Genomic DNA, 25,237 nt, shown 5'->3' on the forward strand with positions numbered 1-25,237 from the left:
CTCCTGTCCTGGTTAGCTGGTCTGGGTGGTGCCGTAGTTCACGCCGGAAATCACGGCGACGGCAGAGGTACGGCGGCGCTTCCAGTTAATCCAGCGTTCGGCGCGGATAGCCACGCTGTTGGTCTGGAACATGGAAACCAGCTCGGTGCCAGTACCATTTACGCTGTCGCCGGTTGGCTCGCTTTGCATTTCGAGCGAGGCTTCGCGGGACATGTCCACGGCAACGCCGCCGTCGTCAGCCAGGTAGATATCCGGCGCGTTAACCAGCACCAGCTGGCTGCCGACATACTGGGAGACGATAACCGGCAGGCCCTGGAAGGTGCCACCCAGCAGCGTCATTTCCGGATACTCTTTCTGGCCCAGCGCGTTCTTGCGCATTGACAGCGCCAGTGCGGTGGTGCTGGACATCAGCCAGACCGCACCGTTCGGCTCCAGGTTGGCATCAACGAATACGCCGAACGCAGCTGCTGCATCATCGTCCGGATTACCGGTAGACGGGATCGCCGTAATGCCGTTAGTAACTGAAGCCGGAGAGACGTTAGTAACTTCAGCTTTGGACGGGTTGATAAAGTCGGTGTCCAGACGGGCAATAACCGCCTCGGCCAGCGCGTTACGCACCAGCGCATCGGCTGCGGGGTTGGAGAAGCGGATCAGTTCATCGGTCAGCACCGCTATTGCGGCTACTTTGGCGAAGCTGAAAGTGATCGACTCAAAGTCGAACTTGGTCAGCGGCTTCGCCTTGCCCTGACCTACCCAGTTCGCTGAACCACCGGAGGTCTGCGCCGGGATGCGGACATTGAAAGGCACCTCGCGCAGTGCAGGGATGCCACCCTGCCCGAAGCGTCCGATAATGGTCTTCGGTCGCAGGAACTCCACGAAATCCTGGGCGTACTCCTGGTATTCAACCAGCGCGCCCGCCCATTTCGGGTCGGTGGTGGTGCCTGCGCCGACAGCCGCCTTCAGGACATGATGCAGTTTCGCATCGTCCGGATACTGCTTACGCGCAATCTCCAGCGCCTCTGAGCGGCTGCCGTTCGCAGCGGCCAGCGCCTTGGCGAAGCGGGCAAAGGCGATGCCTTTTTCCAGCTTCTGCTCTACGCGAATGATGCCCGGCGCGCTGGTCGTTACGACATTCACATCGCCGCCCGCCGCTTTGCTTACCGGTTTGGCAGTCGCAGCGAGGTTACTTTCCATGTCGCGCAGACGCTTCAGGTGCGCATCCACGGATTTGATTTCGGCGGAGGTGTTGTCGTAGCTCTCCTCTTCTTCCATATCAAGCGTACGCCCGGCTTCGGCGGCTTTCGCCATAATGTCGGAGAGAGACGCCGCCAGCGCCGAACGCTTTGCTTCAAAGCTTTTGATTTGTTCTGCGATATTCATCGAACTGTTTCCTTTATTGGTATTGATTTTGGGTGCTGTAGCGCCAGCGGACTGTGTTGCTTTAACCACCGGTTTCTCTTTGCCTGCCGCGGCGAGTAACTGGCGATCGAAGGATTTCACGGTGTTAATGGAACATTCAGCGTTTGCCGGAATGGTCACTGCCGAGACTTCAAGAAGGTCCCAGGACAAAAAGCGGATACCGCCTTCATCCAGGAAGGAATACTCAATCGGCCGGAAGCCGATAGAGAGACCGCGAACCAGCCCCGCCTTAATGGATGCCCAGGCCTCATCGAGGCGGGCGGCCAGCTGGGACGGCATATCCGGGGTGGGTTTCACCAGTTTTGCTGTGATCTCAAGCCCGCCCTTCACCATTTTTGGTGTGCAGGTGCCGATGGGTTGTGAGCGGTCATGCTGCCAGAGGAACGGCGTGTCGCTGCGGAACTTCGCGCCCTCCGGCTCCATGATGTCCCCGTCACGGTCAGGCGAAGGCGTGGAGGCGATGCCGGTAATGATCCGCTCGTCCTCGTTCACCGCCTTAACCGTCATAAGGGTGCATGCGCGATTAAGCGTCATTTAGCTGCCTCCTGAAACGAAAAAACCCGCCGGAGCGGGTCGTTAACTGACGTAACTGTCATATGAAATGCACCTGGTAATCCTGCTTTTTCGCTTCAGGGTTGAGCGCCATGAGCGAAACGCTGTTGAACAGCGCCATCAGCGGGTCAATCTTGCCCTTGCCGCTGGCCTGCTTGGTAATGAGGATGGCGTTACCTTTCGGCTCCACCCGGGCATTACCCACACACCAGGCCATCATCGGTTGCCCGCCATGGATCAGCACACCCTCGGCAAGCTTGCGTTCGGTGGTTTTAATCGCGCCGCCCAGGCGCCAGCCCTGGCTTACACCCACTACTGCATCAGCAGGAATGTCAGCCTCAATCAGGGCATCAAGGATTTGCCCGACACCCGAAGGGTCAATGCCTATCTTGTCGAGCAGTTCGGCAACGTGGACGCGCCGGACGTATTCCGCCACCTCTTCGGTATCCTGCCCCATCCGCTTCACGATGGTCAGGTCGCCTGCCCTCACGAAGTCATTGAACCTGGACTCCTCGCTCTTACGCCGCCGGATGGCTATCTCATGTGCCCAGGCATGGCACCAGCAGAGCCACTCCCGCGTTTCAGCGTCACGCCCGACTGCAGCGAAGCCCAGCAGGTCATCAAGACCACCACCATCGATGCCGACGGTGATCACCTCGGCGCGCCGCAGCAAATCATCAAAACTGACGCGCTGCGCCTGCTGCTCCCATAAATCGACGCCCGCCCAGCGGTCGCTGCGCAGGTTAAGGCCAATTTCAATATTGAGATGCTTCGCCAGGAACTGCTGCAGTGTCCCGTCCGTTTTCGCCTGGTTCTTGCGGAGCTGATCCGCTATCCACTCCGCGCTGACCGAGCGGCCGATGTTCGGGTTGGTGATGTAGAAGTTTTTCGGATCGAGATAAGCCTTGTTTTCCACCATCCGTTCCGGGAACTCGTAAAGGATGCCCAGCGTTTTGGGGTCGTTTATCTTGCCATCACGGACACTGCGCCAGTAATCGAGCCGTTCTTTGAAAACGCCTGCCGGCGGCTCGTCGCTCTGCGTGGTGAGAAATATCACCCAGCCTTCATTACGCGAAACCTGCCCGCCGAGCGCTTCCATAAACATCGCCTCTGCATTGGCGCGCTTGCCGAACAGCCAGAGCTCGTCAACCAGAATACGGCCCGACTTCTTACCTGATACGGTGTCCGTGTCTGCGGCCACCACTTTGAGCGTATTTCGCGTCACCCGGTGCGTAATCGTGCGGATATGGTCCTGGATCTGGAACATATCAGACAGCTCATCGTCGGCGCGTATCATGCCGGCGGCAGGCTTGAAGCTGTTATCGGCAACCTCTTTGGTGGGTGCCAGAATCAGATGCTCTTCGTCCTCTCGCCAGCAGAGGATCAGCGCGGTCAGCATGATGCCCGCTGCGATGGTAGACTTGGTGTTCTTTTTCGATATCAGCAGTCCGTATTCGCGGATGAGCTGGTTGCCTGTTTCGGCGTCGTATCCGCCGAAGATGGCTTTCACGAAGTCGAACACCCATTCTTCAGAGCATTCACCGAAAGCAGGCTTGCCCGGCAGGTCAGAAACCCGCAGTTCACGGAAGATACCCAGCGCCTGTTCCGCCTGATCGGGAAATATAGGCGGCGGAATGATGGACTCGCCGGCAACCAGGCGCGATTCCCAGTCCGTACAGGCTGTAGACCACTGCGCCATAAATTACCCCTTGTTGTTCACGACCAGCTTCGGCGGCGCCATCGCACCAAACTTGCTGGCACCGGAAGCAGCTTTTGCCGCGGCGTTGCGCGCCTCTTTTTTCCCTGTTTCCCCTTTTTTGGGGTGAATATAGGGAAGCATCGCCTTCGCCGCGTCCTTTCTGACGTCAATTTCTTCGGTCGCGTCGTTCATTACGGCCATCAGAAACTTAAGCGGATCGTCGTAAGCACCAGCAGCGGCTGGCGCCAGTGGCACATCATTTTTCTCGGTAGTGTTTACCGTTGGGTTATAAACATTTTTCCGGCAGGCCGGTATGTCATCTGTCTCGATGACTTCCTTTTTTTTACGCTCAATAAACGCGATGACCTCCGGGTCTTTTGCAAGCTGCGACCCCTTGGACCGTGCGGATTTCTCAGAATATCCCGCCCTCACCGCCGCATCTTTTTGAGACATACCGGACATCAGCGCGACAGCGAATTTACGCTTTTGCGCTGTTAACATGTTTATACCCTCCAGAGGGGAATTTTTTCTGTGCGTGAGAGGGGGGGCGGTGTCCAGCGCGCTCGATGTTTACTTCCGAACATACCCCCCCGGGGTGGCTGTCGTCAGAGGCCCACGAAGCCCGTCTCCTGACTGCCATCAGGCACGGTATGCTTCATGGCTTCTTCATCAGGCTGACCGGCTTTCGCTTCGCGTGCCGACTTACCTGAGTGGCATTCAGTACAGAGCGTCCACAGGTTTCGCTCTGAGTTATCGCCGCCGAACTGTAAGGCGATGCGGTGATCGAGTTCGCTTTCATGCAAGTCTACAGCGCGTGAACACATGCAGCAGTGCCCACCGTCTCGCGCCCAGACTTGACGCTTAAGGCCGACGCGGGCGCTGCCGCTGATGCGCCGTTGTTCGCCGTATACGGGCTTTATCCGGCGCGTATCGATAACCTTCAGCCGTGGCTTTAACGTGGTCAGCTTAACCATGAAGCCTCCATGCGCGGCGGCGTTCGCGGCGCGGTTGTCTGTCGGGGTGCTTCTCTACTGGCAGGCCATCAGCATGGTCCACCAGCGAACTACACGGATAAATCACCGGACCGCCGCAGGCATCACCGATCGCGTAATCAGCAGGCTTGCTCGCATCCCAGCGCGCCAGCACCTTCGGGATTAACTTCGGGGGGACGCTGTAGCACACACCATGCACCAGGCGCTGCATGGTGATGTGGTCAATCCTTTCGCGGTCAGCGGCGATAAGCTTTGCGGCTATCTCCAGCTGATATTGCGGTGGTCGGCCGGTACCAAGATAAAAGCTCAGCATGTCGTCAGGGAAACGCGCTAGCCAGTCATTTAACTTTTCGATGAATCCATGCACCGGCTGCGCATCGTCTTCCAGCACAACGACACGACAACGTTGTTTTGTTGCCCACTCAATTGCGCGACGGTGATTCCAGTTCGCACCGTGGTTACCGTCATCAATCAGCAGGTGTGCGCCAATACTCAATGCCAGCGCCTCGGCCTGTTGCCGCCTGGCATGGTGGCCAACCACCACAAAATTGATATTTTCAGCCACGAGCGAAACTCCAATAAAAAGACCACTCGAAAGCGGCCACTGTATGTATATCAGGCTGTTGAACGAATTATTTCCAAGGTAGGCTTTGATAAATCAGAGTGGAGGAAACAAATGGATAAGACCAGGAAATATGATCGGGCTTTACAGCTTGAAATATTGAATGCCTTGATAGACTGTGCGCCAAACGCCTTAGATGATGAAAAAGAACAGGAACTCATTCGTAAATTTGATGACTACGACCACTTTGTCGCATGCATGCTTTACCTTGAAATGCATGGCCTAGTGGCCTCCCCTTTTATTAAAAGCCAGTCGATTGGTGAGGGAAATCAGTACCACTTCAATCAACACTCCTGTTTTATTACCGAAAAAGGTATTGACTTCCTTCTAGATGACGGAGGATTAAGCGCCATTCTAAAAGTGCAAACGATTCGTTTACATAGCGATACCATCGTAGCGCTTGAGGATCTCATCCGCGTTGCAAATATGCCGGAAGATCAGAAGAAGGGATTGATTTCAAAACTTCGAGAGCTTCCGGCAGACGCCATAAAACATTTGACCCTTCAACTACTGACACAGGGGGTTCAAAATGTGCCGCGCGCACTTCAACTAATTCAAACAGCCCTCCAGTAGCGCTAAATTCATCTGAGTGGCGGATTAATTCAAATCTGCCCCATCCCAACCTAGCACTTAGCTTGACCCAGAATCCCTGTCTTGTATCGGCATGAATGTAGAAGCTATTTTTATGCATTACCGCAGTGAAAATTTTCATAACCCTCTTTTGCCCCTATTTATGTTTCCACCATGCAATCTCTTTCCCGAGACCGTCAGTTTTGAAAACGGTATGTACCAGAGGCCCGGTGATCAACTTTTCAGTGAATGACTGCGCGACAATCCCGAACGCCAGCATGTCACCCACTGCGGCGCCAGCCTGTTCTTTCTTCCAGAAGCGATAACTCTCGATGCGGTAATAAAGGCGAATGATGCCATGCGCGAATGCCATTACATCAGCACGAGTGCCGCCAAGCAGACCAGCGTTAAGCATCACATCGTTGCGGTGCTCTTCAATGAACTCCTGATAGATGCGCTCCGGATGATTCTGCTTTGCCCATGCGTCACCGTATGTCTTTGGTTCTGAGCCGACATAAACCTTACCGGGTTGCATTTCTTCCCACGGTGCGCGAAGCATCTCCACATCAGTGCCATCTGTACACCAGACGAACCGATATTCAGGATGATCGCGGAGGTGATGCCAGATATGCAGCCAGCGCCGGAAGTAGATATTCATCTTTACGTCAGGAACACGGCACAGCTCAACGTCTGCCGGGGCAATCTGCAATTCATCCACCAGCGCGATACGTACACATTCCCGAAGCGAGGCCGCCCATTTGACCAGCATGTCAGGCGAGGCAGCCATTTTGGTACCACGCTGCGGATCTGGCTGGCTGGTAAGCAGAGTAGTGATGACCACGTCACGCTGTCGCCGGTATTCAACGTAACCCGTAAACCCGTTATCACGGCGCTCGTTGTGGATCTTCACGTTACGTTCCACCAGCGCTACCCGGTCTGGCTTAGGTACCGAACGCTCAATGGCTTCATGTTCATCGAGGGAATGAATCAGCTTTTCAGAACCAACAATATCGGCATAAGCCCATGTGGTTAGTCCCGCGTTATGAATGCGCAGGGCTAAATCGCTGTGCTCGTACATGCCGCGCCCGTAAATCGGGTCGAACCCGCCAACCTTTTCAATAGCGCTGCGGTGGTAGTAGAGCATCACACCGCGCTGTCCGGTGTAGGCTATGTGGTTATCATCGCGGTACAGGATGGAGAGGTCATTCAGCTTGCGCGGGCCCGCCAGGTCGAGAAACTGATAAGCCAGATGCGGCTCCGGTGATTCGATGTAAGGCAGATGCCAGCCATCAGCAATCGGCCACGCGTCATCGTCCCACAGAAACAGGTGTTCGCAACCGGCATTCATTAGCGCTTCAAGACTGGCATTCTTCGCAGCCACAATCCCGCGAGAAACATCATGCCGTATGACCCTGACACCTTCTGGCGCTGCCACTGGCTGGGATGAGCCGTCATCAATAATAATCACCAGCGCACCGGCTGGCAGAAACTTTAACTGATGCTCAATGGCACGGGATAAAACGTCATGGCGGTTATGGGTGCTGATGGCGATGCCGATACTCGTTGTCTGTTCGGTGACAGGCGCGTAGCGCATGCCATCAATCATAACTTCCATAGTCGCCCCAATAAAAAGCCGCCCTAAGGCGGCTTATAGATATTCGATTAACTAATAAAACTCCCCAGCATAAACCCATCAACTTCTTCAATTTTTATTCTGAGCAGACCATCAGGTAAGGGGCTTAGCTTACCCTCACCAAGATTGAATGAAACATCTTTGAGGTGGAGAAAGTTTTGTGGGTATTCAAAGTTCTCATTTTCTCCTGCCTGATAGAAACTCAGTCCTTCACGGAAGTGCCGAGAAAGAAGCTGTGATGTGGTACTACTAATCTCACTTAGTGCTTCAATATTAGTTTCGTAATACTTAGCGCCGGAAATTGTAACCCCAGTGACTAATGCCCCTTTGACAAAAAGCGTGATACCGATTCCAGAGTTAAATTCATTTGCCAAATCAGCAATAGTCAGTAAATCAACATCTTTCATTTTATTAGCAAGAACTTCATTCAATTCATTCTGAGACATTGTGTAACCTCCGTAAATGATGGGAAATACACATTACCTCCAGGATAAATCTTAGTGAAGGAAATTTTAAAGTTCCGGTGTTGTAATACTTCACAGCAGGGCTAGCCTTTGATTGTACTGCCCTTTTATGGGTTCGCTTCCCCCATAGTTCTTCCTTTTTAGGCGCTCTCTAGTATACGCTCCACTTTCATTGGTTACTTTTGCTCATTTCATCAAAGACTACCGTGCGAATATACTCCTGAAGGCCAAGGATTTGCTTTTCAGCCGTGACTAATTGCTCTCGGAGATGGAAATAATTTTGTCGAGCGTCTGGAGTGAGTTCGGCGGTGGAAGCATCATCCATGCCGGTGGTTCCGGTGGAGTTACTCTTGCAGGTTGCGTTGAGCTGCAACCGGCGCTTGCCAGTAGCAACATCGCGCTCAAGCTGATTAATAGTGCTCTGTGCATCGGCTAGTTCCTGTGTGTATTTGGCGTCGAGCGCGGCGACATCGCGCTGGCGAGTCTCCATGTCTTTCATAGTGGATTTAGCCAGACTTAATTCACGATTAACTTCGGTTAAAGATGCCTCGGCTTTTGTGAGCGAGGCACGGTAATAAAGCGCAAATCCCACAGCGGCCAGGAAGAGTAGCGGCTTCCACCATGCCCGGATAAAGCCCCATAGCGCCACCATCAGAGCACCCGGCGCGCTGCCGCATAGCGGACCCGTCTGTCTTCCAGCCCGTTCTGCCCGCCATTAATAATCTGCGTGACGCGCAGCAAATCGCCCGAATATTTAAGGCAGCCTTTGCTGATATAGAACCATGCCGCAGAGCGCGCTGCGCTGGCGTCTTCGGAAAGCAGTTCCGGCGAGCTCACAAGGTCGAGTTTCAGCGCGGCGCCGCAGTCGCGGTAATTCCCGAGCCCGGTAATCTGGATTAAGCCGCGTCCGCGATATTTCCAGCCATCACCCGAGGCGTTATTACCGAGGCGCTTGCTGTAAACCAGATTGGCTATCGCGCGCTGACGCTCAAGGGGGAGCACCTTTTCATACGTGCGGCGGCCCAGCATGTTGGCCTGATCCTGAGTTAACCGACCAGCACGGACAAAATCGCTCAGCCCGGCGATGCTGTAGTTGAAGCTCTCCACCAGCCTGGTAAAGCCGGTGCTTTCATGGCCTACCTGCGCAATGAACATTGCCTGATCAATCGGCGCAGTGATGCCGTACTCGCACATCGCCGCATCAATGTGCGGAAACCAGCGCGCAGCCAAGCTGGCGCTTAAACCAGCCGCCTGCTGAAATTGTTGTTGGTTCATTCGGGCCTCAGTACCTGAAACAGGCGCGCCACGTTGCCCCGGGCACGGAACACGGCGGCGCAGATGATTAAGTTGATGATGACCGACGCCCAGTGTGTGTGGACGTAAAAGTCGAAGGCGTAGCGGAACGGTACCGAGGCATACGCCAGAATAATCAGGTATGCCAGCCACGATGCCCACCAGCGGTGACGGGCACCGGGCTTGCGGAACAGCATCAGCCTCAACACAATGGCCGAGCACGTCGCCACGTTGGTCAGTACCAGCGGATCACTTATTACCATTGGCTCCCCCTCTCCACCGCTGGAACCACTGCGCGGGGTCTTGCTGGCTGGCGAACGTCAGGATTTTAATCGTCAGCGCAGAGAGGATAACGGCCCCCAGTGCATCAAGCGGCTTGTCGCTGTATTCCGTCCAGCTGGCAAGTTTGGAGCCCACCATCCCGGCACCGTAAACGCCAGCGATGTACGAAACAACAAAATAGGCGGCGCGCCGGATCAGTGTCAGGTCTGCCGCGGTGGCAACATAAAAGACCGCACCGGCAAACGCGCCAAAAATCACACCGTAATCAGTGCCGGTCAGCAGCCCGTAAAGACTTGCGCCAGTAAGCGCAGCACCTGCTGCGACAGTTCCTGTAACCGGTTCGGACATGTAGCCCCCTCTATTGCTGTGCATCCTCTCGATAAGAGGGGAAATAAAAAAGGCCCGCCATAAGCGAGCCTTTGTAGTTATGAAATCTTATTACGCGGCGTGAAGCTCTAGTGACTTACCGAGCGCCGCCAGCGCTTTCTGGATGGTGTCGATCTTTGTTGAGTGATGCAGGTCAAACAGACGCGTCACTTCCTGCTTTTTAATACCCATGCGCACCGCCAGCTCAACCTGAGTTAAGCCGGAATCAAGAAAGGTATTAAGCAGTATCACTTTTGCCGCCACGCTGGTAGGTACCTCAACAAAATCACCAGTCACTGCCGACGGATCAGGCACCGCCCGGCCATCCTCGAAATAAAAGTCGAAAGATGTCACAAGCGCATCAAGCGCCATTGCCAGCGCCTCTTCGCGGTTGTCCCCCTGCGTTAATGCTTCGGGGATATCCGGGAAAGAGACAAAGTAGCCGCCGGAATCCGGCTCAAGTTTTACGGGGTATCGCATATCGTCTTGATGAAGCTTTTCGAGTAACCAGCCCCGAAGGGCTGGTTTGTTATTTAAGGCCTAACTGCTTGAGTATTGCCTTTCTCAGTGATTCTTTAATCTCATCGCTCGGGTGTCTCGGCATTACGCTTCGCTTCCCGTTGTGTTTCAGTTTCAGGTGGTTGGTACCGTTTGAAACTTCAACTCCCTGAGATTCAAGCCACCGCCTGAACTCGCTTTGCTTCACCACTCCTCCATTCTGTTGAACATGCGATCATAGTAAACATTTATGCTTACTAAGTCAACGTTTTTGTTTACCTGTAAGGAGGAAAAATAAAAAAGCCCCGCAGGAATGCGAGGCTTAGTAGATGCCGCCCTATACATTTTTGGCAGCATATCAAATTAGTTAGAAATATGGCTTATTTAATCCAGTTTTGCAAGACTTTGTGCAAAATTAGCTGCTTTTTGTAGTGAACGTGATCTCGTAACCTGCAATAGTGCATCGCTGTCCATGCCTTTGAAAATGCCCTTCATCTGTTCCCAGCGTGCAGTAAAAGTCTCTGACCAATTCTTAGGCGTAACACCAATCAACTCCGCAAGCTGCTTGTACTCATAAGTATCTCGCCCGGCAAGCTCTGCTTTCACGTCCTGCGCTGCCAGCCATATCAACGTCTTCAGGCGTTCCATCGTCTTGCCGGCCATCTTTTTCGCAGCGAACTGCCCCCGGAATTCAGCCCATGCCCACTGCGTTATCACCACCTGATACTCAAATCGAATATTCTCGCTGTAGTTCCAGAGTAGCCAGGCTTTTTGATGTTCTGCCAGCGACAGGACAGCGCGCCGCCATGATGCGGTACCGAACTCTACCGGGCTCACCAGTGCGATGGATGAGCCTTTTGCGCGTGACTGGCTACCATTCATCGGCGGGCCGTCTGGCTTAACCATGCGACCGGTTGTGGTGTCGATAATTTTCTTGCGGCCACGGCTTCGTGCAGTAGCTGAAAACATAGCGTTCTCTGCAAATGCGACGAGTTGTCCTTTAGTTGCGCCGCTGAGGTCAGCAGTGGCGGTCTTTAATTCTTCTCGAACGAACTGTAAAAATTGAGCCGTCATGCTGTCTCTCCTACTTGTGTGATTCTCTTCATTGTCGCGCGGCGGCGTTCACTACTTCTGATCAGCTGCTGCGCTGTTATAACTTCGCGTTTCCCGAGATTTTCAAAGCTAAACCCTGAGCGAAACAGGCATTCGCGCTCGTACTTCTCTGTCTCGTGCCTTGTCACGCCATGACCTCCATTTCGGTGATTATGAGCTCCAATTTTCCACCCTTAAAAACAGGCATTCTTTGCACGCAGTAGTAATCAACCTGCTGGTCGTCAAGCCAGAATCCTGCTTTTGTCAGAGCATCGAACGCAGCCTTTTGCAGGTTGTCCAGGTCCCGGCGGCGGCGATCCGGCATGTGGCATTCGATGCGAATTTTCACTGGTGCAGCCAGGCCAATATCCAGCATTGAGTCTCTGATAATTCTGGTGACCCTGTCGCGGTACGCCTGCCCTTCTGCGCTGATGTGAGTGCGCCCGCGATTGTGCCGGTAATAACGGTTATTGCTGGGAGGCCACGGTAATGAGATACGGTATTGGTTCATGCTTTCACGAGCCCCTCTTTCAGCCAGATGACCTGCGTTCGCGCCATACCTTCCAGTGCGCACTGTTTCGCGTAATCGGCATCAACCAGGCGCGTGCGGCGATCGATTTCGTCGTGGCAGGCAGTACAGGCGATGGTCGAGATAAGATCAGGCGGTTTAATACCCGTTCCACAAAGTCCGGCCAAACGGATATGAGCTAGAACCGACGTTTCAGAATTGCCGTTGCAGATGCCCGGGATTCGAACCTGGCATTCGCGACCGCGGGCCGCTTTACGCAAATCAGCCATGACTCCTCCTTGCCGCCAGTCGCAGCCATTTCTGATCGACGAGACGGGCGGTGTAGCCCTTGAGGGTTGGGATTTCGGAAGGCGCCGGAGCAGCCTTGCGGCGGCGCGCGGGCATACGGAAGATTGCGAGCTCAATGACTTTAGCGAGAGGGCTATACATCGTGACCCCCTTTAACCGCTACAAGACGACCTTTGGGGACGACAGGGTCAGCCGGGTCTTGGGGAGCGCGGAGGTTCCATGCGCGAATGGCATCACGCTTGGTTGCATACACGAGTGTGATAGGCATTACATGACAATTTCCGCCATAGCATCCGGTAAAATAGGCGTCCTGCCCACCTCGACCATATTCAACGTAAAGCCGTGCGGCGCCTCCACAGAAAGGGCATGCATCCATTTTAAGACCATGAGGAATGTCGACGCTTAAATCATTCATCACGCCTCCTGCTTATCGCGCAACTGCAGGAATTCGCAGCCGACAGGGATAGTGAGGGCAAGACCAAACTGAGCGCACCAGCCTTCAACCTGACACAGGAAATGATGCATTTCACCAGTGTCGAGGCATGAGGTGTGGCGGGGCTCCCATGTGGTTTCTTTGGTGCCGGTGATGAAGTCGGTGTAGGTGACCTCCTCGCAGCCGAGGTAGGTCTTTTTGAGGTTACGTTTAACCCATTCCGGCGTTGCGTCGGCGCGACCTGACTTGATGAGGTACTGGCTTATCTCGCTGAACCACATATGGGCCAGTGCATTCTGGCTAAGGCTGCGCTTTTCCTTCCACGGTTTAACCACGAGGCGATAGGATTCGCCGGACTCAAGCAGAGGCAAAAGTTGGTGACCGATAGCGGTAAAATTGGTTTTGTGAAGGCGCACGCCTTCGGCTGGGAATGTCATACGCGACCTCCGCAGAGGTCAGACGCAGAAAACAAAAATCCGCTGGCGCCGGGAGGCGTCAGTGAAGAGTGGGGTTTCGCGTTTTTATGCGCCATAAATGATTTCTCACCTATGACACGCAAGTCTGTTCTGGCTGTTCAGGCCGGACGGGGTTGTTCAGGCCCCTGGCAGTTGTTCAGGCTGCCAGTACATTATGGTCTGTTGATAATGAAAAATCAAAACATCATCACTAGTTCCAGTTTCGGTTTAAGTCTATATTAAAATCACGAGAACACTGCCTGCCTTGGGGGATTTATGAAAAGAGGAATGATAATAACGAGTAATATTGAGATTGATGCTAGCACCAATAAAATAACCTATAATTCAGGCTTCAATCAAAAGTCTCTGCGCTATGGTGTTTTATATCTTGACGAAATATGCGTTTCAAAGACCAATGTAATAAACGCTGCCCTTCCAGAAGATATGGAGCAACTAAAAAAAGAAAAAATCATTGTTGAACGGATTACAAAAGCAACATTCAGTCACGGGTTTGACATGGCTGGTGCAATGTTAAATGCATATTTAAAATCATTCGAAGAACTAAATCAGAGGAAAAATGAAACTTGGTGCCTCAATAAAGAGTTGAAGATAATAAATGATAGGGTGCCATTCATCGACTACGGTGGAGAAAGCTTAACATTCCTTAATGCTCTTCCTGTTCCTGATGAAGACTTCCCTTTAGGAGACCTGTATGAATTCAGACAGAAAAGAAACGATGAAAGAAAGGAGTTGATGAACTCTATAGACAGGCTGCGTCTCAGTGTCATGCAAGCAGAGAACAAAGGTGAAGCTTTAACTAAAGGATTACTTGAAGTTGAAAGCAATTTACTGGCAATGAATAAATTAATTAAGGAAACAAAAAGAGGTTTTTATCTCAGCCATTTATCATTGGATTATTCAACGCAAGACATGATTGAAACATTCAAAAAAGTTTATAATGAAAGCTCAGATGCAGGAATGGGTAAATTGAGTTCTTTCCTGTTTGGAATAGGTGCGACTGTCACATCCGGTTTTAATGTAAAAGGTGGTTATCGATACAAACAGGAAAAACCTCAATCACCTTATTTCTATGCTGCAGAGATATCACATAAATTCAGCGTATAAAATAAAACGCGCTGACTTGTCGTTCCCCAAAAGTCAGCGCTTAAGCTTCAATACCCTTTCTAGAAAAATTTTTTATTGTCTCTCCTTGCCCGGCGCGGGCGGTATGCGTAAAGGATTCTGCGATGAGCTGCCGCGTACTGCGAATAAAACCCTGCGTTACAATAAGACCAGTACCAATCCGTGGTTCCAGTATTTTGGTTATAAAATTCTCACTCACATTGATAAACCGACTCCGCCAGTTCCCTCAGCGCGCTGGCTTCCCGGCACTCCTTGAGCTCCATTAGCGCCACCAAAACAAGACCGTGCAAAGTGGCCTGAACTTTATTTTCATGCTCTACATGATGGCGGTAAGTTGTCCGGCGAAAGTCTATCAACTCGGCCAGTGTTTCGTCATTCAGCTCTGATTGAAGGTCTGCTATGTCGATTGTCATGCCCGGCCTCCCCGGATGCCAAATTTCTTACGAATCTCTGCGATTTTCGCGAGCCCTTCTTTCTGACTTAGCGGCTTATTACCAAGCTTCGGAAGCATGACGCGAGGCTCTGGAATTTCTTCACCACGGCTGATACGCGCGGCCATAGCTGCCAGCTCAGAGGCTGCGCGTTTAAGCAATTCCGCCTCAGTCCAGGTGTTGGCTCTCATGCCACTGTAGAGCGCTGTAACCAACCAGTAGTGCGCGGGCTTCTCCCACGGGTAGGCTTCAGGCGCATCGTAGAAGCCGCGGCGCGCGCAGTAGGCGTGAACCATTGCCACAAGCTCGTCAGCATCAGGTAAACCTGCGAGCTTCAGTTCCCCTTCCTTGCACCAGTCTATAAACTGACCTGGTGAAGGCCAGAAAGGCGAGAGGCTGGCGCGGGCGTGCTTCATACCTGCGGCGAGTTGCTCCCTGTTTGTGATGCCGTTTTCCGCGAAGGCGGCGATCCACTGGCGCTTTGCTGCGGCTTCGTCGCGCGGGTCTTTCAGTGCGGTGCTGACCGATGCGGGGAAAAGCTGTTTCAGGTTGGCGAAGAGCATATCCACCAGCCGCTCAACCCCCTCATTGACGCCTCGCCTTTCTGGCAGAGGCACATCACCCGCGATACGTGCCATCGCGCTGCCATCGCGATGCTGAACTGCTGAAATCAGGTTTCTCATAAGAATTCGTTCTCCCATGCCTCGCGACTGTTCCAGTGGTATTCGGGTTGCTGAGGCGCCTGCTGTTGCCGGTTACGACCCGGCTGGCCCATCTGTGCTTTCAGCGTCGGCCATTTCTCGCGGAGCTTGGCAGGACTGAGGATATTGGTCTGCCAGAAGTGATCAGCATTGGCCCACTCAAACACTTCGCAGATTTCCCGGTGGCTGGCTTTCAGTGCGCCGCGCATCAGTCGAACGTCATTAGCCCATGCAGACCAGTTAGGGTCCCGCGCTATAGGTGTAACCAACCGAATTTTGCTAAACATCCACTGAGCGGCTTTTAAGTCGTCAGCGGTTCCCCACTTGTCACCCTTCGGTGTCTGGACAGCAGCCCCAGCCCTGAGCGCAGTAAGATTTTCAGAAGGTGAGTCAGAGGATTCGTCAGAATTCTCGGACGTAATGTTTTTATTATTGTTATTACCTTCTTGTTCATGTTGTGCGGTTGTTTGTGCGGCTCCATGTGCGGCCTCATGTGCGGGTATGCAACTCAAACCCGCGCCATTACTGGCTTTGCCATGTGCGGGGATATGTGCGACTCCATGTGCGGTTGTATGTGCGGGCAACTCGTCCATTTTTTGAGCATATTCGGTGTAATTTGTGATAGTTATAACGCGACCTTTTTGCTTCTCCCCGTCGATAGAGATCATGCCTTCACGCACAAAAACAGCGAGCATTCGCTCCACAGCGTCCCTGCTTGTTGGGTTCCCTTTTCGGTCGCATAATTGCAGCCCTAAATCAGCCGCTGTCACCACCAGTTGACCGGCTTGCAGAGACCATTCACGCCCCTTAAATCGGGCTGTGTAAGGCTGTCTGGCAGCGAGCAGAAGCAGATTTTCCCAGAGGGTGCGAAGATATACATCTTTCGCCCACGGCTGCTTCAGTACGCTCCGGTACAACGGGATGTAGCCGTTCTTCTGGTTCTCCATCCTGTTGCTCCTGAATTGCCCCGGCTCCGGTCCGGGGAATTTGATTATTTCAGCTGTATTCACGATTCCTCCCATCCGCTGGCGCGCAGTAGATTTTGTTGCTCACTGATGATCGCTTTTACCTCTGCAAATGCCTTCTCCGGCACTGTCAGGTTGTTGCCATTCACGTCTGCATTCGCCAACAATTCAGCCAGGCGGCGAGCGCGTGCTGCACTGAGTTGCGGCAATGCCGCGCTACGAGTGAGCTTCTTCTTACCGGCGGCCTTAGCCTTACTCAACTGCTCGACAGCCACGGATGAGGCCTTAGCGCCATGTTCCCGAGCCAGCGCAACGGCAGTAGTTGCAGCCACTTCGCCAGAGCGAACCATCTCGATTAAGTCATCGCCGCATGAGAGCAACTGGATGTGATGATCCACATCAGCAACAGAACGCTTCACCTTCTTCGCTATCTCAGCAATCTCCCAACCCTGATTAACCAGTCGTTGATACGCTGCGGCGCGCTCCAACGGCGATAATGGTTTTCCTTGAGAACTGGTAATCATGAATGCGATGCGGTCTGCTTCAGTGCCGACAAAGTCTTTGCACTCCAGTCGGGGCACTTCGTGACCGGCCTCTGTCGCCAGTTTTGCGCCGTAATAACGATGATGACCATCAATCACCTTCACGCCCTGAGCCGTGACTTCAACGGCTAAAGGAGGCACAAACTCGCCAGCAATGAACGCATCACGGAATTCTTCTACATGCTGCTGATCGATTTCGCGGACGTTGTAGCCTGGCTCGACATAAATTTCGCCCAGTGGCACGAGGTAGGTTTTTTTAACCGTGGTCTCGGTGCCATTCTTGTCCTTCTGCTTGTAATGCAGTGATAAAGTGCTCATAATTACCCCTGTGAATTGATCCAGTTAATTCGCAAAGAAGGCCGCTACTGTTCGCGCAGTGCGGCTTTCGCCGTTTTTGATACCGTTCCTAACGCCCCCAGCATGTTTGTAACCATCTCCATCACCGGCCCAGCCAGATCAGGTTCAAGCCTGAGCATTGAGAAAACCCCCTCGCTCATTTCTTTCAGTTTCTGGTGTTTCGGCGCGTCGAGGATTACGGCTTGTTTCGCCTCAGCGATTTCTTTTTCAGCTGCAGCCAGACGAGTGAATTTGCAGTCTGTTTTCACCAGGCGGCCACGATACTCGAGTGGAAGAACGGCGATGATTGCTGGCGCCAGTTGCCGGACACGCTCGCGATATTCATCGCTGTCAAAACGGTTATCGAGGAAGCGGAAGAGCTTCTGACGAGCGCGGCTAACGTCAGCAGGAAAGTCGATACCTTCCCCACCGCTGTTTCGCCATTGCTCAACGATGTAGAGCGTGACGACGTCCTGACCAGCAGCCCCCGCCCATGCGCGAACAGCGTCGCGAATATCGTCATGGCTCGGTTCAGGCTTATCTTGAAACCGATTTATCAGCGGAGCGGATACCAGCCTGGTATCATTCCGCAAACTGATTGATTGCATTGTTAATCTCCAAAAAGTTAATTTTGATGTTTTGAGTTCCACGTTTTAAAAGAGCAATGTTATTTAAGCGGCGTTGTTTTTGCTGTCGCCATACATAAGCCAGTGCGCATCACACTGAAGAGCCAGTGCAAGCTCGAACAAGTAACGTGGGCGCTTGGTTTGACCGGCTTCAATAGCCTGCAGAGACTGCTGTTTCATTCCGGCTTTCTCTGCCAACTGCGCCTGAGACAAATTGAGTTCAGCACGTCGGTTTTTGAGGCGCTGCGAAATGGTATCCATGTAACCTCCTACAGTTTTATCTGTATTCTCTGACAGTTATTTCTGTTTGTCAAATACAGTTTAAACTGTGACTATCGAGGCTTATTGGAAGGGGAATCTATGAGCCTTGCAGATCGAGTTAAAGAAAAGCGCCTAGCCCTTGGGCTATCGCAAACGGAAGCGGCAGAACGAGCAGGTATCAGGCAGCAGTCTTGGGCCAGCATTGAAGACGGGAAAACGTTGAAGCCAAGAAATATCGTAGGTATTGCAACCGCCCTGCGATGTGATCCAGCATGGCTAATGAATGGCGGGGCATTCATGCCTATGACGGAAGTGAATACAAGGAAAATACCGTTGATTAGCTATGTTCAAGCTGGCGCTCTCGCAACCAAAAGCCCGATTGAGGCTTTCGATGGTACCTATGAATATGTCATGACAGACATGGACTTATCACAGTTCAGCTTCGCCCTTAAGATCCGTGGGGACTCAATGGAACCTGATTTTAAGGAAGGTGACGTGGTAATCATCGACCCGGAAGTAGAACCGACACCGGGCGAGTTTGTCGTGGCTAAGAATGGTGAGGAAGAGGCAACTTTTAAGAAATACCGTCCCACATTCACAGATACGAACGGTTGCCAGCAATTTGAACTTGTACCCCTGAATAATGATTATCCCGTCATTAACAGCTCTATTGTGCCCCTGAAAATCATAGGCACCATGGTAGAGCACCGCATTTATCGCAGAAAACGATAACCAAGGCACTCCCCACCTTTTATACCGGCTTCGGCCGGTTTTTTTACGCCCAAATAAAATTAATTCTGTTTAATTACAGCTCTATATGTATTTTTCACAGTTTAATACAGTTTTGTCTGTTGACGAAAATACAGTTTTATCTGTATATTTTAATCATCGAGACAACACATCGTCTCGGTCAGTCGAACGGCGCGACAGTAAACCATGCGTCGGGAGCGCGGCGGGTTCAGGACGAACGGCAATGCTGCTCAACACCGAGATTGATTTGGGGTGTGGTGAAGCGTTCTCAAACGAGATGCAGCGCCGGCCGACGCAAAGACCCGGAAATCGGCTGAGCTATGGCGAAGGTAGCCAATACATAAACAGAGCGGCGGGAAATAAGCATGGGTAGTGCCATGGTGTTTCACCTCACCGCCAAATCATTTTCACATCTGGCATAGGTCAGATTGTTATCAGCAACAACGACACGCAATACCTGTTCAATGTTCAACGTTCGGCGGCGCGGCCTTAAGCGCGGAGAGAACCATGGCTAAAAAAGAAGATGGCGGGATGGCATTCCCTGCCCCTGCAACCGAATGGAGTGATTTCCATACGGGCATGTCGCTTCGTGACTATTTCGCAGCAAAAGCGCTGTGCGCCCTGCTTTCTAATAACTCCGAGGATGCAGAGGTTCGGGTTCAAAACGGAGCTAAGCATGTCGCAGCAAGGGCTTATGACATGACTGATGCGATGCTGAAAGTGCGGGAGGAAGAATGATCTCCACCAGCGAACATCAGATAGTCTTCTACAACGGCAAAAGCTACACCGTACGTCAGCTTACAGCTGATGAATGGCAGCTCACGCTTATTGGTAAAGAACGTGAAAAAGCTGTGCTGGGCCGCAAGCAAATGGTTTTGGCTGACCTAACGCATGTGGTGGAGGGTAAAGATGGTTGAGCACTTCGGTACAACTCAAATACCACGGAAAGAAGTGAAGCCCGGCACCGTGATAAAACATGGGGGCCGGGTAATGGTTGCCTCTGCAAACGTCGCAAAGGGCCTCTACGCATTTTCCTTACTGGAGCAAACACGCATTACTGCCGAGGAGGTTGAAGTCTGTCTGAACTACCGCGGTGAACCTCTTATCCATTAACAGGTTATTTATTGGGTCCGTGGGGTGCCAGTGTGAACTCAAGATGATAAATCTTCTCGTCAGGAGCTTTGAAGTCCACATCGAAAGCCCTTGGTGGGTTGAAAGGGTCAGGTGCATTACGCGCTATGCACGTTGAACGCCATTTAATATGGGCATCACCAAGTAATCTCGATTCCCACCATGTACGCCATGATTGGTCATAAGGTTGATCGCTACCCTTTTCCCTCACATACCAATTATTTTTTTTCGATTGCTTACTCATTTCTGGGGTTGGGTACATCGGTGAGGACAGCAATTTGTCAATAAGCATTATGGTCACCTGTTTAATAGCCGCTTCGCTAATCATAACAGGCGAAGCATGCTAATCCACTAATCTCTCTTCCTTTTGTCAACTGGCGGCCATTAAGGCGCCGGGCATTCTTTTTCACCTTTTTCAGGAGGACAGCATGCAAGCATACCGCATGCAGGACCGCGCCGAACATCAACGGGCAGCCGCGCATCAAGCCGAAGTAGAAAAGCAGGCGTGGGTTGATAGCCGCGCCGAAGAGCTTCTCAAACTCTATCCTGCTCTGTTAACAGGTTTCGCAAGCACCAACTCACTACCGTTCGAGCTTCGGAGTCATTTTTACACAACAAAAGCAGGCGAAGCATACAACGTCCTGATCCACACTCTCGCATGGCAGCAGGCAGAGGACGACTGGGAATTAGCTTTCGGCTGGTCTGCTGATCTGGCGGTGCTGCCATGATTAGCGTCGGCGCAATGGACCGCACCAAATACATCGGCGGCAGCGACGTCGCCGGTATCCTCGGCATATCGCCATGGAAAACACCGCTGGACGTTTACCTGGACAAGGTGCAGCCACGAAAAAGCGAGCCTGACGTTGCGAAACAGAAGATTTTTTCCCGTGGCCAGCGCATGGAACCCTACGTTATCGACCTGCTTTCAGAGGAAACAGGCCTGGTAATAGCCCGGCGCGGTCAGCGCTACCTTGACCCCGAGTTACCCTTCATAGCCGCTGAAATAGATGCTGAGGCAGAAAGTGGGGAAAACATCGAGATCAAGACGTGTAGTCCATTCAAAGCTCGCGAATGGGGTGAACAACAGACCGACGCAATACCGGTCCACTACACGGCACAGGCTATGCACGGCCTGATGGTGACAGGTAAAAAAATTTGCGTATTTGGAGTGTTGATTGGCGCAGATGACTTTCGGGTTTACCGGGTTGAACGCGACGACGAGACGATAGCCGCAATACGGGATAAAGAAATCCACTTCTGGGGCCGGGTAACCACTCTGCGCCCGCCGCCGGTAACAGCGTTAAGCGACATCATGCGCATCATCGACCGCGACGCAGGCACAGGCATTGAAGCCGATAGCAAAGCGCTTGACGCACTGATGCAGCTCAGGGATATGCATGCACGCCGTAAAGAACTGAGTGATGAAATCGAGTTCACTGAACAGAAGCTGAAACTTTTTATGCAGGATAACTCGTATATCAGCCTTGAAGGTAAACAGCTCGCTACCTGGCGAACGCAACAATCCTCACGATTCGATATCGCAGCCTTTAAGCAGGCGCATCCCGAGCTCTACGACGCTTTCAAGAAAACCACGAAATCTCGTGTTTTCCGTCTCAAATAAGGAAACTCAAATGTCATCATCAGCACTTAAATCCGCAGCGACCGGAGGCGAAGTTGCGGACGCAAAAGACAAAAAGCCTACCACGCTTACCCAGCTCATGGCCGATCCGCGCACCAAAGCACAGATCGCTCTGGCGCTGCCAAAACACATGACCGCTGACCGCCTGGCGCGCATTGCAATGACCGAGCTTCGTAAGACGCCAAAGCTCATGCAGTGCGACCAGATGTCTTTTCTCGGTGCAATTATGCAGTGCGCACAGCTCGGACTGGAACCGGGCGGCGCGCTTGGCCATGCCTACCTCCTTCCTTTTGACCGCCGTCAGAAACAGGGCAACCAGTGGGTGACAGTGGCCACAGAAGCGCAACTGATTATCGGCTACCGCGGCATGATCGACCTCGCCCGCCGATCCGGGCAAATAGTCAGCCTTTCGGCGCGCGCCGTGCATGAAAACGACACGTTCAGCTACGCCTACGGGCTTGAAGAAAAGCTGGAGCATGTACCATGCGAAGACGGCAACCCCGGCGCCCTCACCCACGTTTACGCCGTGGCGCGCCTGAAAGATGGTGGTGTTCAGTTCGAAGTAATGAGCAAGGCCGCAGTCGATAAGGTCCGCGCGCTCAGCAAATCCGGCGATAAAGGCCCATGGGTTGACCATTACGAAGAGATGGCTAAGAAGACCGCCATCCGCCGACTGTTCAAGTATCTGCCGGTTAGCATTGAGCTACAGCGCGCAGTGAACATAGACGAGAAAGCAGAATCGGACATCCCTCAGGACAATGCTTCGGTCATCACTGGCGAATATTCGGTTATCGACGACTACCAGAGCGATACGGCGACCCACCAAGCGGGGAATGCCGAGCAATGAAGACAACTAACTGGACATCCGAAGAACTAGCGCTGTTATGGCGACACAACAACCAGCAGGTAGCCGAACTGACCGGGTGCACCGTAGAGGAAGTCGGTGAGCGTCGGCTGCAGGCGAATATTGAGCGCAATGGATGGGATTTTAATGATCCTGAACGGGAGGGTGCATGATTCATTTTCATGGAGGCCCTATTACGCCGGACACATGCGCGCTGAAGGCATGGAAAGGCAGGCACGCTTTCATCTCCTTCGCTAACCCCGGGCAATTATCCCTTGCCAGTGAAGTCACCCAGTCTTTCGCGCTGGATAACGGCGCATTTAGTTTCTGGACAAAGAATCGTGTTGTTGACTGGAACGAGTATTACCGCTTCGTTGAACGCTGGGGTAACCATCCTCGTTTCGCGTTCGCTGTTATTCCTGACGTTATCGGCGGCACCAGCGAAGAGAATGACGAGCTTATTGCTGAATGGCCTCACGGGAAAGTCGTAGGCGCGCCGGTGTATCACTTTAATGAGCCAGACGAGCGCTTTATTCGTTTGTGTCATGAATTCCCGCGCGTTTGTATCGGTAGCATGGGTGAGTATGACGCCAAACGACCAAGAGCATGCCGGGCGAAACTGCGCGACCTGATACGTCACGTAGTTGATAAAAACGGCTATCCAATTACGAAGCTTCACGGCCTACGCATGCTGAATAAAGACATCTTCTCCCACGTTCCGCTCTCGTCAGCTGACAGCACAAACGTAGCTCGCAATATCGGTATAGACAAAGTGTGGAATGGTTCTCCCTACGCGCCAGCAAGCAAAGAAACCCGCGCTGCGGTGCTGGTAGAACGGATTGAAGCTTTCAACTCTGCAAGCTCGCTAAATTACGACGCAGAACGCGATCGATTCACGCCACAACTTGCTTTTGAGGTGTAACACCATGACCGGAAAATATTCTCTAATTTACGTCGATCCGCCCTGGTCTTACGGCAACACAATCAGCAATGGCGCCGCTTCCGGTCATTATCCCACCATGAAGCTCATCGACATCAAGCGGCTGCCTGTGTGGGAACTTGCCACCGAAAACGCGGTGCTGGCGATGTGGTACACCGGCACCCACAATCAGGAGGCGATCGAGCTGGCCGAGGCCTAGGGCTTTACTGTTCGCACGATGAAAGGCTTTACCTGGGTGAAGCTGAATCAGAATGCCGAGCTGCGCATCAACAAGGCGCTGGCTGAAGGTGAAATCGCAGACTTCTACGACTTCCTCGACCTCCTCAACGCGGAAACGCGCATGAACGGCGGCAACCACACCCGGGCCAATACCGAAGGCCTGTTGATCGCTACCTGCGGCGCCGGGCTTGAACGCCAAAACGCCGGGATTAAGCAGGTCGTCTACAGCCCGCTCGGCGCGCACAGCGAAAAGCCGTGGGAAGTTCGCCACCGTCTCGAATTGCTTTACGGCGACGTTCCGCGCATTGAGCTGTTTAGCCGTAGTGCTGCGCCTGGCTGGCACCATTGGGGCAACCAGTGCGCTACGTCAGCGGTAGAGCTTCTGCCGGAATGCGTCATTGACGTTGTGAGAACGGAGGCCGCATGACACCTGAAACAAGAAACTCTCTGCGCGCTATCGCCAGACAGGCCAACTCAGAGCTCAAGGCTGAAATAGCAAAATGCCCTAAGGGCAAGCGTGATGAGATCAGCCGGCAGGTTCTGCTAAAGCACTTTGAAGGCAAGGTTAAGCCACTTTCCGTTTCGTTCAGCGTCTTTATCTGGGCGATCGGAGTAATAAATGGCGTTTTCACGGAGCGTTAGCCATGTGCGAGAACCCTAAGAAACAGATGGCAGTCATCGGTACCAGCCTTGAAACAGGCCACCAAATTTACTTCAGATCGGCATATTACGCTCCGGGTTTTAAACAAAGAAGCGATCAGTGGACGGGCTAAAAGCCATCGTGGCTATACCTGGCGCTACGCGACCAAAGAAGAGAAAGAACGTTATTGCAGAACTCATTGATCAAGCCAACGATCTAGTAGAGCAAAATATGCAGGTGGCGCTGGCGAACGTACGCATCAACCGCAACGCCGTATCAGCTGAGCATTGCGCGGAATGCGGCGAGGATATCCCGGCGCCGCGGCGTGCTGCCGTTTCAGGCTGTCAGACGTGAGTGGATTGTCAGTGTTATCGAACTGAGGAATAAGTATAAGAGGATGCTTTAAAAGAACGAGGAACGAATGATTATGGAAAGAAAGCGTGCAACACTTGTCAAGGAAGCATTGAATAAAGAAGATGCAAAAGGAGTCGGACGTAATCTCTGGGGGAATTTAAAGTAGTAAAAAGCAGGATTATTATCCTGCTTTTTATTATGATCTACTATTTAGCAGATAACTTACCCCAAATGCTTTGGCAAATACCAAAAGCAAAAGCTATGAATACTAATCCTGACCATCTTTCAATACCTTGGGCCATTATTAGCATTGCAATGCCAATACCTGCAAGTGGAAGAGCTGCAATAAAGAAAAGAAGAATTCCACAGAATACTTGGCCAGCAGTTGGTTCTTGAGACATGATAAAACCCTTAGAGCTATGAAAACCGTTTTAATGCTTATTGCGTTATTCTTATTTTTCTATCATTCCTTAATGACCGCGACTAAAGCATAGCATGACTGATTTTTTTGAATCAACTGTCATATAT

The 25,237-nt window shown here is 52.4% G+C and carries 37 protein-coding genes and 1 pseudogene; 12 read left to right on the top strand and 26 right to left on the bottom strand.

All coding sequences use genetic code 11. The features are described from left to right. Positions 1–12 precede the first annotated feature (12 nt). From AFK67_RS11985 to AFK67_RS12005, 5 genes are all read right to left on the bottom strand, one after another. Positions 13–1,953 carry a phage major capsid protein gene (locus AFK67_RS11985; RefSeq protein WP_007732656.1) on the bottom strand — a complete coding sequence of 647 codons (1,941 nt, stop codon included), beginning with the start codon at positions 1,951–1,953 and terminating at the stop codon, positions 13–15. Positions 1,954–2,011: 58 nt separating this feature from the next. Beyond that, complete coding sequence (locus AFK67_RS11990; protein ID WP_007732655.1) at positions 2,012–3,670, bottom strand: terminase large subunit; 1,659 nt, start codon at positions 3,668–3,670, stop codon at positions 2,012–2,014. Between the two features lie 3 nt (positions 3,671–3,673). Then, positions 3,674–4,171 (bottom strand): terminase small subunit, encoded by a 498-nt coding sequence (locus AFK67_RS11995; protein WP_038883350.1) that lies wholly within the window; start codon positions 4,169–4,171, stop codon positions 3,674–3,676. 104 nt (positions 4,172–4,275) lie between these two features. Beyond that, on the bottom strand, positions 4,276–4,644 hold the full coding sequence (locus tag AFK67_RS12000; RefSeq protein WP_032967289.1) for an HNH endonuclease: 369 nt from the start codon (positions 4,642–4,644) through the stop codon (positions 4,276–4,278). Next, complete coding sequence (locus AFK67_RS12005) at positions 4,637–5,227, bottom strand: hypothetical protein (RefSeq protein WP_007723109.1); 591 nt, start codon at positions 5,225–5,227, stop codon at positions 4,637–4,639. The genes AFK67_RS12000 and AFK67_RS12005 overlap by 8 nt, the downstream gene beginning before the upstream one ends. 111 nt (positions 5,228–5,338) lie before the next feature. Here AFK67_RS12005 and AFK67_RS12010 point away from each other — a divergent pair, with 111 nt between their 5' ends. Then, positions 5,339–5,857 carry a hypothetical protein gene (locus AFK67_RS12010; protein WP_032967287.1) on the top strand — a complete coding sequence of 173 codons (519 nt, stop codon included), beginning with the start codon at positions 5,339–5,341 and terminating at the stop codon, positions 5,855–5,857. 154 nt (positions 5,858–6,011) lie between these two features. Here the strand turns inward: AFK67_RS12010 and AFK67_RS12015 are convergent, their stop codons facing one another. From AFK67_RS12015 to AFK67_RS12065, 13 genes are all read right to left on the bottom strand, one after another. Further along, the gene (locus tag AFK67_RS12015) at positions 6,012–7,469 is read right to left on the bottom strand and encodes a glycosyltransferase family 2 protein (RefSeq protein ID WP_038883348.1); all 1,458 of its coding nucleotides are present in this window, start codon (positions 7,467–7,469) and stop codon (positions 6,012–6,014) included. 47 nt (positions 7,470–7,516) lie between these two features. Beyond that, the gene (locus AFK67_RS12020; RefSeq protein WP_032967286.1) at positions 7,517–7,933 is read right to left on the bottom strand and encodes a GvpU-like protein; all 417 of its coding nucleotides are present in this window, start codon (positions 7,931–7,933) and stop codon (positions 7,517–7,519) included. Positions 7,934–8,120: 187 nt separating this feature from the next. After that, complete coding sequence (locus tag AFK67_RS12025) at positions 8,121–8,603, bottom strand: lysis protein (protein ID WP_050555353.1); 483 nt, start codon at positions 8,601–8,603, stop codon at positions 8,121–8,123. Next, complete coding sequence (locus AFK67_RS12030; protein ID WP_053532898.1) at positions 8,603–9,226, bottom strand: glycoside hydrolase family 19 protein; 624 nt, start codon at positions 9,224–9,226, stop codon at positions 8,603–8,605. Before AFK67_RS12030 ends, AFK67_RS12025 begins: the two co-directional genes overlap by 1 nt. After that, a complete protein-coding gene (locus tag AFK67_RS12035) occupies positions 9,223–9,507 on the bottom strand; it encodes a phage holin family protein (protein ID WP_007709085.1) in 285 nt (94 codons plus the stop codon). Before AFK67_RS12035 ends, AFK67_RS12030 begins: the two co-directional genes overlap by 4 nt. Next, on the bottom strand, positions 9,494–9,874 hold the full coding sequence (locus AFK67_RS12040) for a phage holin family protein (RefSeq protein ID WP_007734264.1): 381 nt from the start codon (positions 9,872–9,874) through the stop codon (positions 9,494–9,496). Before AFK67_RS12040 ends, AFK67_RS12035 begins: the two co-directional genes overlap by 14 nt. Positions 9,875–9,964: 90 nt before the next feature. Continuing rightward, the gene (locus AFK67_RS12045; protein ID WP_007734261.1) at positions 9,965–10,372 is read right to left on the bottom strand and encodes a type II toxin-antitoxin system HicB family antitoxin; all 408 of its coding nucleotides are present in this window, start codon (positions 10,370–10,372) and stop codon (positions 9,965–9,967) included. Positions 10,373–10,421: 49 nt separating this feature from the next. Then, complete coding sequence (locus tag AFK67_RS22030) at positions 10,422–10,598, bottom strand: type II toxin-antitoxin system HicA family toxin (RefSeq protein ID WP_032967702.1); 177 nt, start codon at positions 10,596–10,598, stop codon at positions 10,422–10,424. Positions 10,599–10,774: 176 nt separating this feature from the next. After that, complete coding sequence (locus tag AFK67_RS12050; RefSeq protein ID WP_007734259.1) at positions 10,775–11,464, bottom strand: bacteriophage antitermination protein Q; 690 nt, start codon at positions 11,462–11,464, stop codon at positions 10,775–10,777. 163 nt (positions 11,465–11,627) lie between these two features. Further along, positions 11,628–11,993, bottom strand: coding sequence for a crossover junction endodeoxyribonuclease RusA (gene rusA, locus AFK67_RS12055; RefSeq protein WP_032967701.1), 366 nt, complete (start codon positions 11,991–11,993; stop codon positions 11,628–11,630). Then, positions 11,990–12,280, bottom strand: a complete 291-nt coding sequence (locus AFK67_RS12060; RefSeq protein WP_032967700.1) for a DUF1364 domain-containing protein — start codon at positions 12,278–12,280, stop codon at positions 11,990–11,992. Before AFK67_RS12060 ends, rusA begins: the two co-directional genes overlap by 4 nt. Next, positions 12,273–12,440, bottom strand: a complete 168-nt coding sequence (locus AFK67_RS22865; RefSeq protein WP_032967699.1) for a NinE family protein — start codon at positions 12,438–12,440, stop codon at positions 12,273–12,275. The genes AFK67_RS12060 and AFK67_RS22865 overlap by 8 nt, the downstream gene beginning before the upstream one ends. Positions 12,441–12,713: 273 nt before the next feature. Beyond that, complete coding sequence (locus AFK67_RS12065; protein ID WP_007734254.1) at positions 12,714–13,169, bottom strand: YbcN family protein; 456 nt, start codon at positions 13,167–13,169, stop codon at positions 12,714–12,716. 294 nt (positions 13,170–13,463) lie between these two features. On the opposite strand from AFK67_RS12065, the gene AFK67_RS12070 reads away from it, so the two are divergent. After that, entirely contained in the window at positions 13,464–14,312 is an 849-nt protein-coding gene (locus tag AFK67_RS12070; protein ID WP_134792955.1) for a DUF6236 family protein, read from the top strand. Between the two features lie 209 nt (positions 14,313–14,521). On the opposite strand, the gene AFK67_RS12075 is transcribed toward AFK67_RS12070, so the two are convergent. From AFK67_RS12075 to AFK67_RS12100, 6 genes are all read right to left on the bottom strand, one after another. Continuing rightward, positions 14,522–14,743, bottom strand: coding sequence for a hypothetical protein (locus AFK67_RS12075; RefSeq protein ID WP_032967697.1), 222 nt, complete (start codon positions 14,741–14,743; stop codon positions 14,522–14,524). Beyond that, a complete protein-coding gene (locus AFK67_RS12080) occupies positions 14,740–15,444 on the bottom strand; it encodes a replication protein P (RefSeq protein ID WP_007734253.1) in 705 nt (234 codons plus the stop codon). Before AFK67_RS12080 ends, AFK67_RS12075 begins: the two co-directional genes overlap by 4 nt. Beyond that, positions 15,441–16,409 carry a phage replication protein O gene (locus AFK67_RS12085; RefSeq protein ID WP_007734252.1) on the bottom strand — a complete coding sequence of 323 codons (969 nt, stop codon included), beginning with the start codon at positions 16,407–16,409 and terminating at the stop codon, positions 15,441–15,443. Before AFK67_RS12085 ends, AFK67_RS12080 begins: the two co-directional genes overlap by 4 nt. A 59-nt stretch (positions 16,410–16,468) precedes the next feature. After that, entirely contained in the window at positions 16,469–17,287 is an 819-nt protein-coding gene (locus AFK67_RS12090) for a ParB/RepB/Spo0J family partition protein (RefSeq protein WP_032967696.1), read from the bottom strand. 44 nt (positions 17,288–17,331) lie between these two features. Further along, positions 17,332–17,913 carry a toxin YdaT family protein gene (locus AFK67_RS12095; RefSeq protein WP_050555394.1) on the bottom strand — a complete coding sequence of 194 codons (582 nt, stop codon included), beginning with the start codon at positions 17,911–17,913 and terminating at the stop codon, positions 17,332–17,334. A gap of 63 nt (positions 17,914–17,976) precedes the next feature. Next, positions 17,977–18,192, bottom strand: coding sequence for a helix-turn-helix domain-containing protein (locus AFK67_RS12100; protein WP_007734250.1), 216 nt, complete (start codon positions 18,190–18,192; stop codon positions 17,977–17,979). A 99-nt stretch (positions 18,193–18,291) separates the two neighbouring features. Between AFK67_RS12100 and AFK67_RS12105 the strand changes: the two genes are divergently transcribed. The 3 genes from AFK67_RS12105 to AFK67_RS12115 all read left to right on the top strand — a co-directional run bounded on the left by AFK67_RS12105 (position 18,292) and on the right by AFK67_RS12115 (position 19,859). Further along, entirely contained in the window at positions 18,292–18,924 is a 633-nt protein-coding gene (locus AFK67_RS12105; protein ID WP_032967695.1) for a LexA family protein, read from the top strand. Between the two features lie 525 nt (positions 18,925–19,449). Beyond that, positions 19,450–19,680, top strand: a complete 231-nt coding sequence (locus tag AFK67_RS12110) for a hypothetical protein (RefSeq protein ID WP_007734243.1) — start codon at positions 19,450–19,452, stop codon at positions 19,678–19,680. Beyond that, positions 19,677–19,859, top strand: coding sequence for a hypothetical protein (locus tag AFK67_RS12115; protein ID WP_007734241.1), 183 nt, complete (start codon positions 19,677–19,679; stop codon positions 19,857–19,859). The genes AFK67_RS12110 and AFK67_RS12115 overlap by 4 nt, the downstream gene beginning before the upstream one ends. Before the next feature lie 200 nt (positions 19,860–20,059). Here AFK67_RS12115 and AFK67_RS12125 read toward each other — a convergent pair whose 3' ends face one another. Continuing rightward, complete coding sequence (locus AFK67_RS12125; protein ID WP_032967704.1) at positions 20,060–20,365, bottom strand: hypothetical protein; 306 nt, start codon at positions 20,363–20,365, stop codon at positions 20,060–20,062. A 136-nt stretch (positions 20,366–20,501) separates the two neighbouring features. Here AFK67_RS12125 and gamL point away from each other — a divergent pair, with 136 nt between their 5' ends. From gamL to AFK67_RS12155, 7 genes and pseudogenes are all read left to right on the top strand, one after another. After that, on the top strand, positions 20,502–20,801 hold the full coding sequence (gene gamL, locus AFK67_RS12130) for a host nuclease inhibitor GamL (RefSeq protein WP_032967693.1): 300 nt from the start codon (positions 20,502–20,504) through the stop codon (positions 20,799–20,801). Further along, positions 20,798–21,694, top strand: a complete 897-nt coding sequence (locus AFK67_RS12135) for a YqaJ viral recombinase family nuclease (RefSeq protein ID WP_032967692.1) — start codon at positions 20,798–20,800, stop codon at positions 21,692–21,694. Before gamL ends, AFK67_RS12135 begins: the two co-directional genes overlap by 4 nt. A 10-nt stretch (positions 21,695–21,704) precedes the next feature. Next, a complete protein-coding gene (gene recT / locus AFK67_RS12140; RefSeq protein WP_007734236.1) occupies positions 21,705–22,559 on the top strand; it encodes a recombination protein RecT in 855 nt (284 codons plus the stop codon). After that, a complete protein-coding gene (locus tag AFK67_RS23440; protein ID WP_164474023.1) occupies positions 22,556–22,729 on the top strand; it encodes a hypothetical protein in 174 nt (57 codons plus the stop codon). Before recT ends, AFK67_RS23440 begins: the two co-directional genes overlap by 4 nt. Next, complete coding sequence (locus AFK67_RS12145; RefSeq protein ID WP_007734232.1) at positions 22,726–23,478, top strand: hypothetical protein; 753 nt, start codon at positions 22,726–22,728, stop codon at positions 23,476–23,478. Before AFK67_RS23440 ends, AFK67_RS12145 begins: the two co-directional genes overlap by 4 nt. Before the next feature lie 4 nt (positions 23,479–23,482). Continuing rightward, positions 23,483–24,142, top strand: a pseudogene (locus tag AFK67_RS12150) (MT-A70 family methyltransferase). Further along, a complete protein-coding gene (locus AFK67_RS12155) occupies positions 24,139–24,357 on the top strand; it encodes a hypothetical protein (RefSeq protein WP_032967691.1) in 219 nt (72 codons plus the stop codon). Before AFK67_RS12150 ends, AFK67_RS12155 begins: the two are co-directional and overlap by 4 nt. Before the next feature lie 558 nt (positions 24,358–24,915). Here AFK67_RS12155 and AFK67_RS22875 read toward each other — a convergent pair. Continuing rightward, on the bottom strand, positions 24,916–25,110 hold the full coding sequence (locus AFK67_RS22875) for a hypothetical protein (protein ID WP_134792954.1): 195 nt from the start codon (positions 25,108–25,110) through the stop codon (positions 24,916–24,918). Positions 25,111–25,237: the final 127 nt, after the last annotated feature.

Source organism: Cronobacter dublinensis subsp. dublinensis LMG 23823, assembly GCF_001277235.1.
Classification (GTDB): domain Bacteria; phylum Pseudomonadota; class Gammaproteobacteria; order Enterobacterales; family Enterobacteriaceae; genus Cronobacter; species Cronobacter dublinensis.

Coding starts and splice junctions, on each gene's coding strand:
- AFK67_RS11985 (WP_007732656.1), bottom strand. CDS start 1,953: ATGACGCTTAATCGCGCATGCACCCTTATGACGGTTAAGGCGGTGAAC.
- AFK67_RS11990 (WP_007732655.1), bottom strand. CDS start 3,670: ATGGCGCAGTGGTCTACAGCCTGTACGGACTGGGAATCGCGCCTGGTT.
- AFK67_RS11995 (WP_038883350.1), bottom strand. CDS start 4,171: ATGTTAACAGCGCAAAAGCGTAAATTCGCTGTCGCGCTGATGTCCGGT.
- AFK67_RS12000 (WP_032967289.1), bottom strand. CDS start 4,644: ATGGTTAAGCTGACCACGTTAAAGCCACGGCTGAAGGTTATCGATACG.
- AFK67_RS12010 (WP_032967287.1), top strand. CDS start 5,339: ATGGATAAGACCAGGAAATATGATCGGGCTTTACAGCTTGAAATATTG.
- AFK67_RS12015 (WP_038883348.1), bottom strand. CDS start 7,469: ATGGAAGTTATGATTGATGGCATGCGCTACGCGCCTGTCACCGAACAG.
- AFK67_RS12020 (WP_032967286.1), bottom strand. CDS start 7,933: ATGTCTCAGAATGAATTGAATGAAGTTCTTGCTAATAAAATGAAAGAT.
- AFK67_RS12025 (WP_050555353.1), bottom strand. CDS start 8,603: ATGGTGGCGCTATGGGGCTTTATCCGGGCATGGTGGAAGCCGCTACTC.
- AFK67_RS12030 (WP_053532898.1), bottom strand. CDS start 9,226: ATGAACCAACAACAATTTCAGCAGGCGGCTGGTTTAAGCGCCAGCTTG.
- AFK67_RS12035 (WP_007709085.1), bottom strand. CDS start 9,507: ATGGTAATAAGTGATCCGCTGGTACTGACCAACGTGGCGACGTGCTCG.
- AFK67_RS12040 (WP_007734264.1), bottom strand. CDS start 9,874: ATGTCCGAACCGGTTACAGGAACTGTCGCAGCAGGTGCTGCGCTTACT.
- AFK67_RS12045 (WP_007734261.1), bottom strand. CDS start 10,372: ATGCGATACCCCGTAAAACTTGAGCCGGATTCCGGCGGCTACTTTGTC.
- AFK67_RS12050 (WP_007734259.1), bottom strand. CDS start 11,464: ATGACGGCTCAATTTTTACAGTTCGTTCGAGAAGAATTAAAGACCGCC.
- rusA (WP_032967701.1), bottom strand. CDS start 11,993: ATGAACCAATACCGTATCTCATTACCGTGGCCTCCCAGCAATAACCGT.
- AFK67_RS12060 (WP_032967700.1), bottom strand. CDS start 12,280: ATGGCTGATTTGCGTAAAGCGGCCCGCGGTCGCGAATGCCAGGTTCGA.
- AFK67_RS22865 (WP_032967699.1), bottom strand. CDS start 12,440: ATGTATAGCCCTCTCGCTAAAGTCATTGAGCTCGCAATCTTCCGTATG.
- AFK67_RS12065 (WP_007734254.1), bottom strand. CDS start 13,169: ATGACATTCCCAGCCGAAGGCGTGCGCCTTCACAAAACCAATTTTACC.
- AFK67_RS12070 (WP_134792955.1), top strand. CDS start 13,464: ATGAAAAGAGGAATGATAATAACGAGTAATATTGAGATTGATGCTAGC.
- AFK67_RS12075 (WP_032967697.1), bottom strand. CDS start 14,743: ATGACAATCGACATAGCAGACCTTCAATCAGAGCTGAATGACGAAACA.
- AFK67_RS12080 (WP_007734253.1), bottom strand. CDS start 15,444: ATGAGAAACCTGATTTCAGCAGTTCAGCATCGCGATGGCAGCGCGATG.
- AFK67_RS12085 (WP_007734252.1), bottom strand. CDS start 16,409: ATGGAGAACCAGAAGAACGGCTACATCCCGTTGTACCGGAGCGTACTG.
- AFK67_RS12090 (WP_032967696.1), bottom strand. CDS start 17,287: ATGAGCACTTTATCACTGCATTACAAGCAGAAGGACAAGAATGGCACC.
- AFK67_RS12095 (WP_050555394.1), bottom strand. CDS start 17,913: ATGCAATCAATCAGTTTGCGGAATGATACCAGGCTGGTATCCGCTCCG.
- AFK67_RS12100 (WP_007734250.1), bottom strand. CDS start 18,192: ATGGATACCATTTCGCAGCGCCTCAAAAACCGACGTGCTGAACTCAAT.
- AFK67_RS12105 (WP_032967695.1), top strand. CDS start 18,292: ATGAGCCTTGCAGATCGAGTTAAAGAAAAGCGCCTAGCCCTTGGGCTA.
- AFK67_RS12110 (WP_007734243.1), top strand. CDS start 19,450: ATGGCTAAAAAAGAAGATGGCGGGATGGCATTCCCTGCCCCTGCAACC.
- AFK67_RS12115 (WP_007734241.1), top strand. CDS start 19,677: ATGATCTCCACCAGCGAACATCAGATAGTCTTCTACAACGGCAAAAGC.
- AFK67_RS12125 (WP_032967704.1), bottom strand. CDS start 20,365: ATGCTTATTGACAAATTGCTGTCCTCACCGATGTACCCAACCCCAGAA.
- gamL (WP_032967693.1), top strand. CDS start 20,502: ATGCAAGCATACCGCATGCAGGACCGCGCCGAACATCAACGGGCAGCC.
- AFK67_RS12135 (WP_032967692.1), top strand. CDS start 20,798: ATGATTAGCGTCGGCGCAATGGACCGCACCAAATACATCGGCGGCAGC.
- recT (WP_007734236.1), top strand. CDS start 21,705: ATGTCATCATCAGCACTTAAATCCGCAGCGACCGGAGGCGAAGTTGCG.
- AFK67_RS23440 (WP_164474023.1), top strand. CDS start 22,556: ATGAAGACAACTAACTGGACATCCGAAGAACTAGCGCTGTTATGGCGA.
- AFK67_RS12145 (WP_007734232.1), top strand. CDS start 22,726: ATGATTCATTTTCATGGAGGCCCTATTACGCCGGACACATGCGCGCTG.
- AFK67_RS12155 (WP_032967691.1), top strand. CDS start 24,139: ATGACACCTGAAACAAGAAACTCTCTGCGCGCTATCGCCAGACAGGCC.
- AFK67_RS22875 (WP_134792954.1), bottom strand. CDS start 25,110: ATGTCTCAAGAACCAACTGCTGGCCAAGTATTCTGTGGAATTCTTCTT.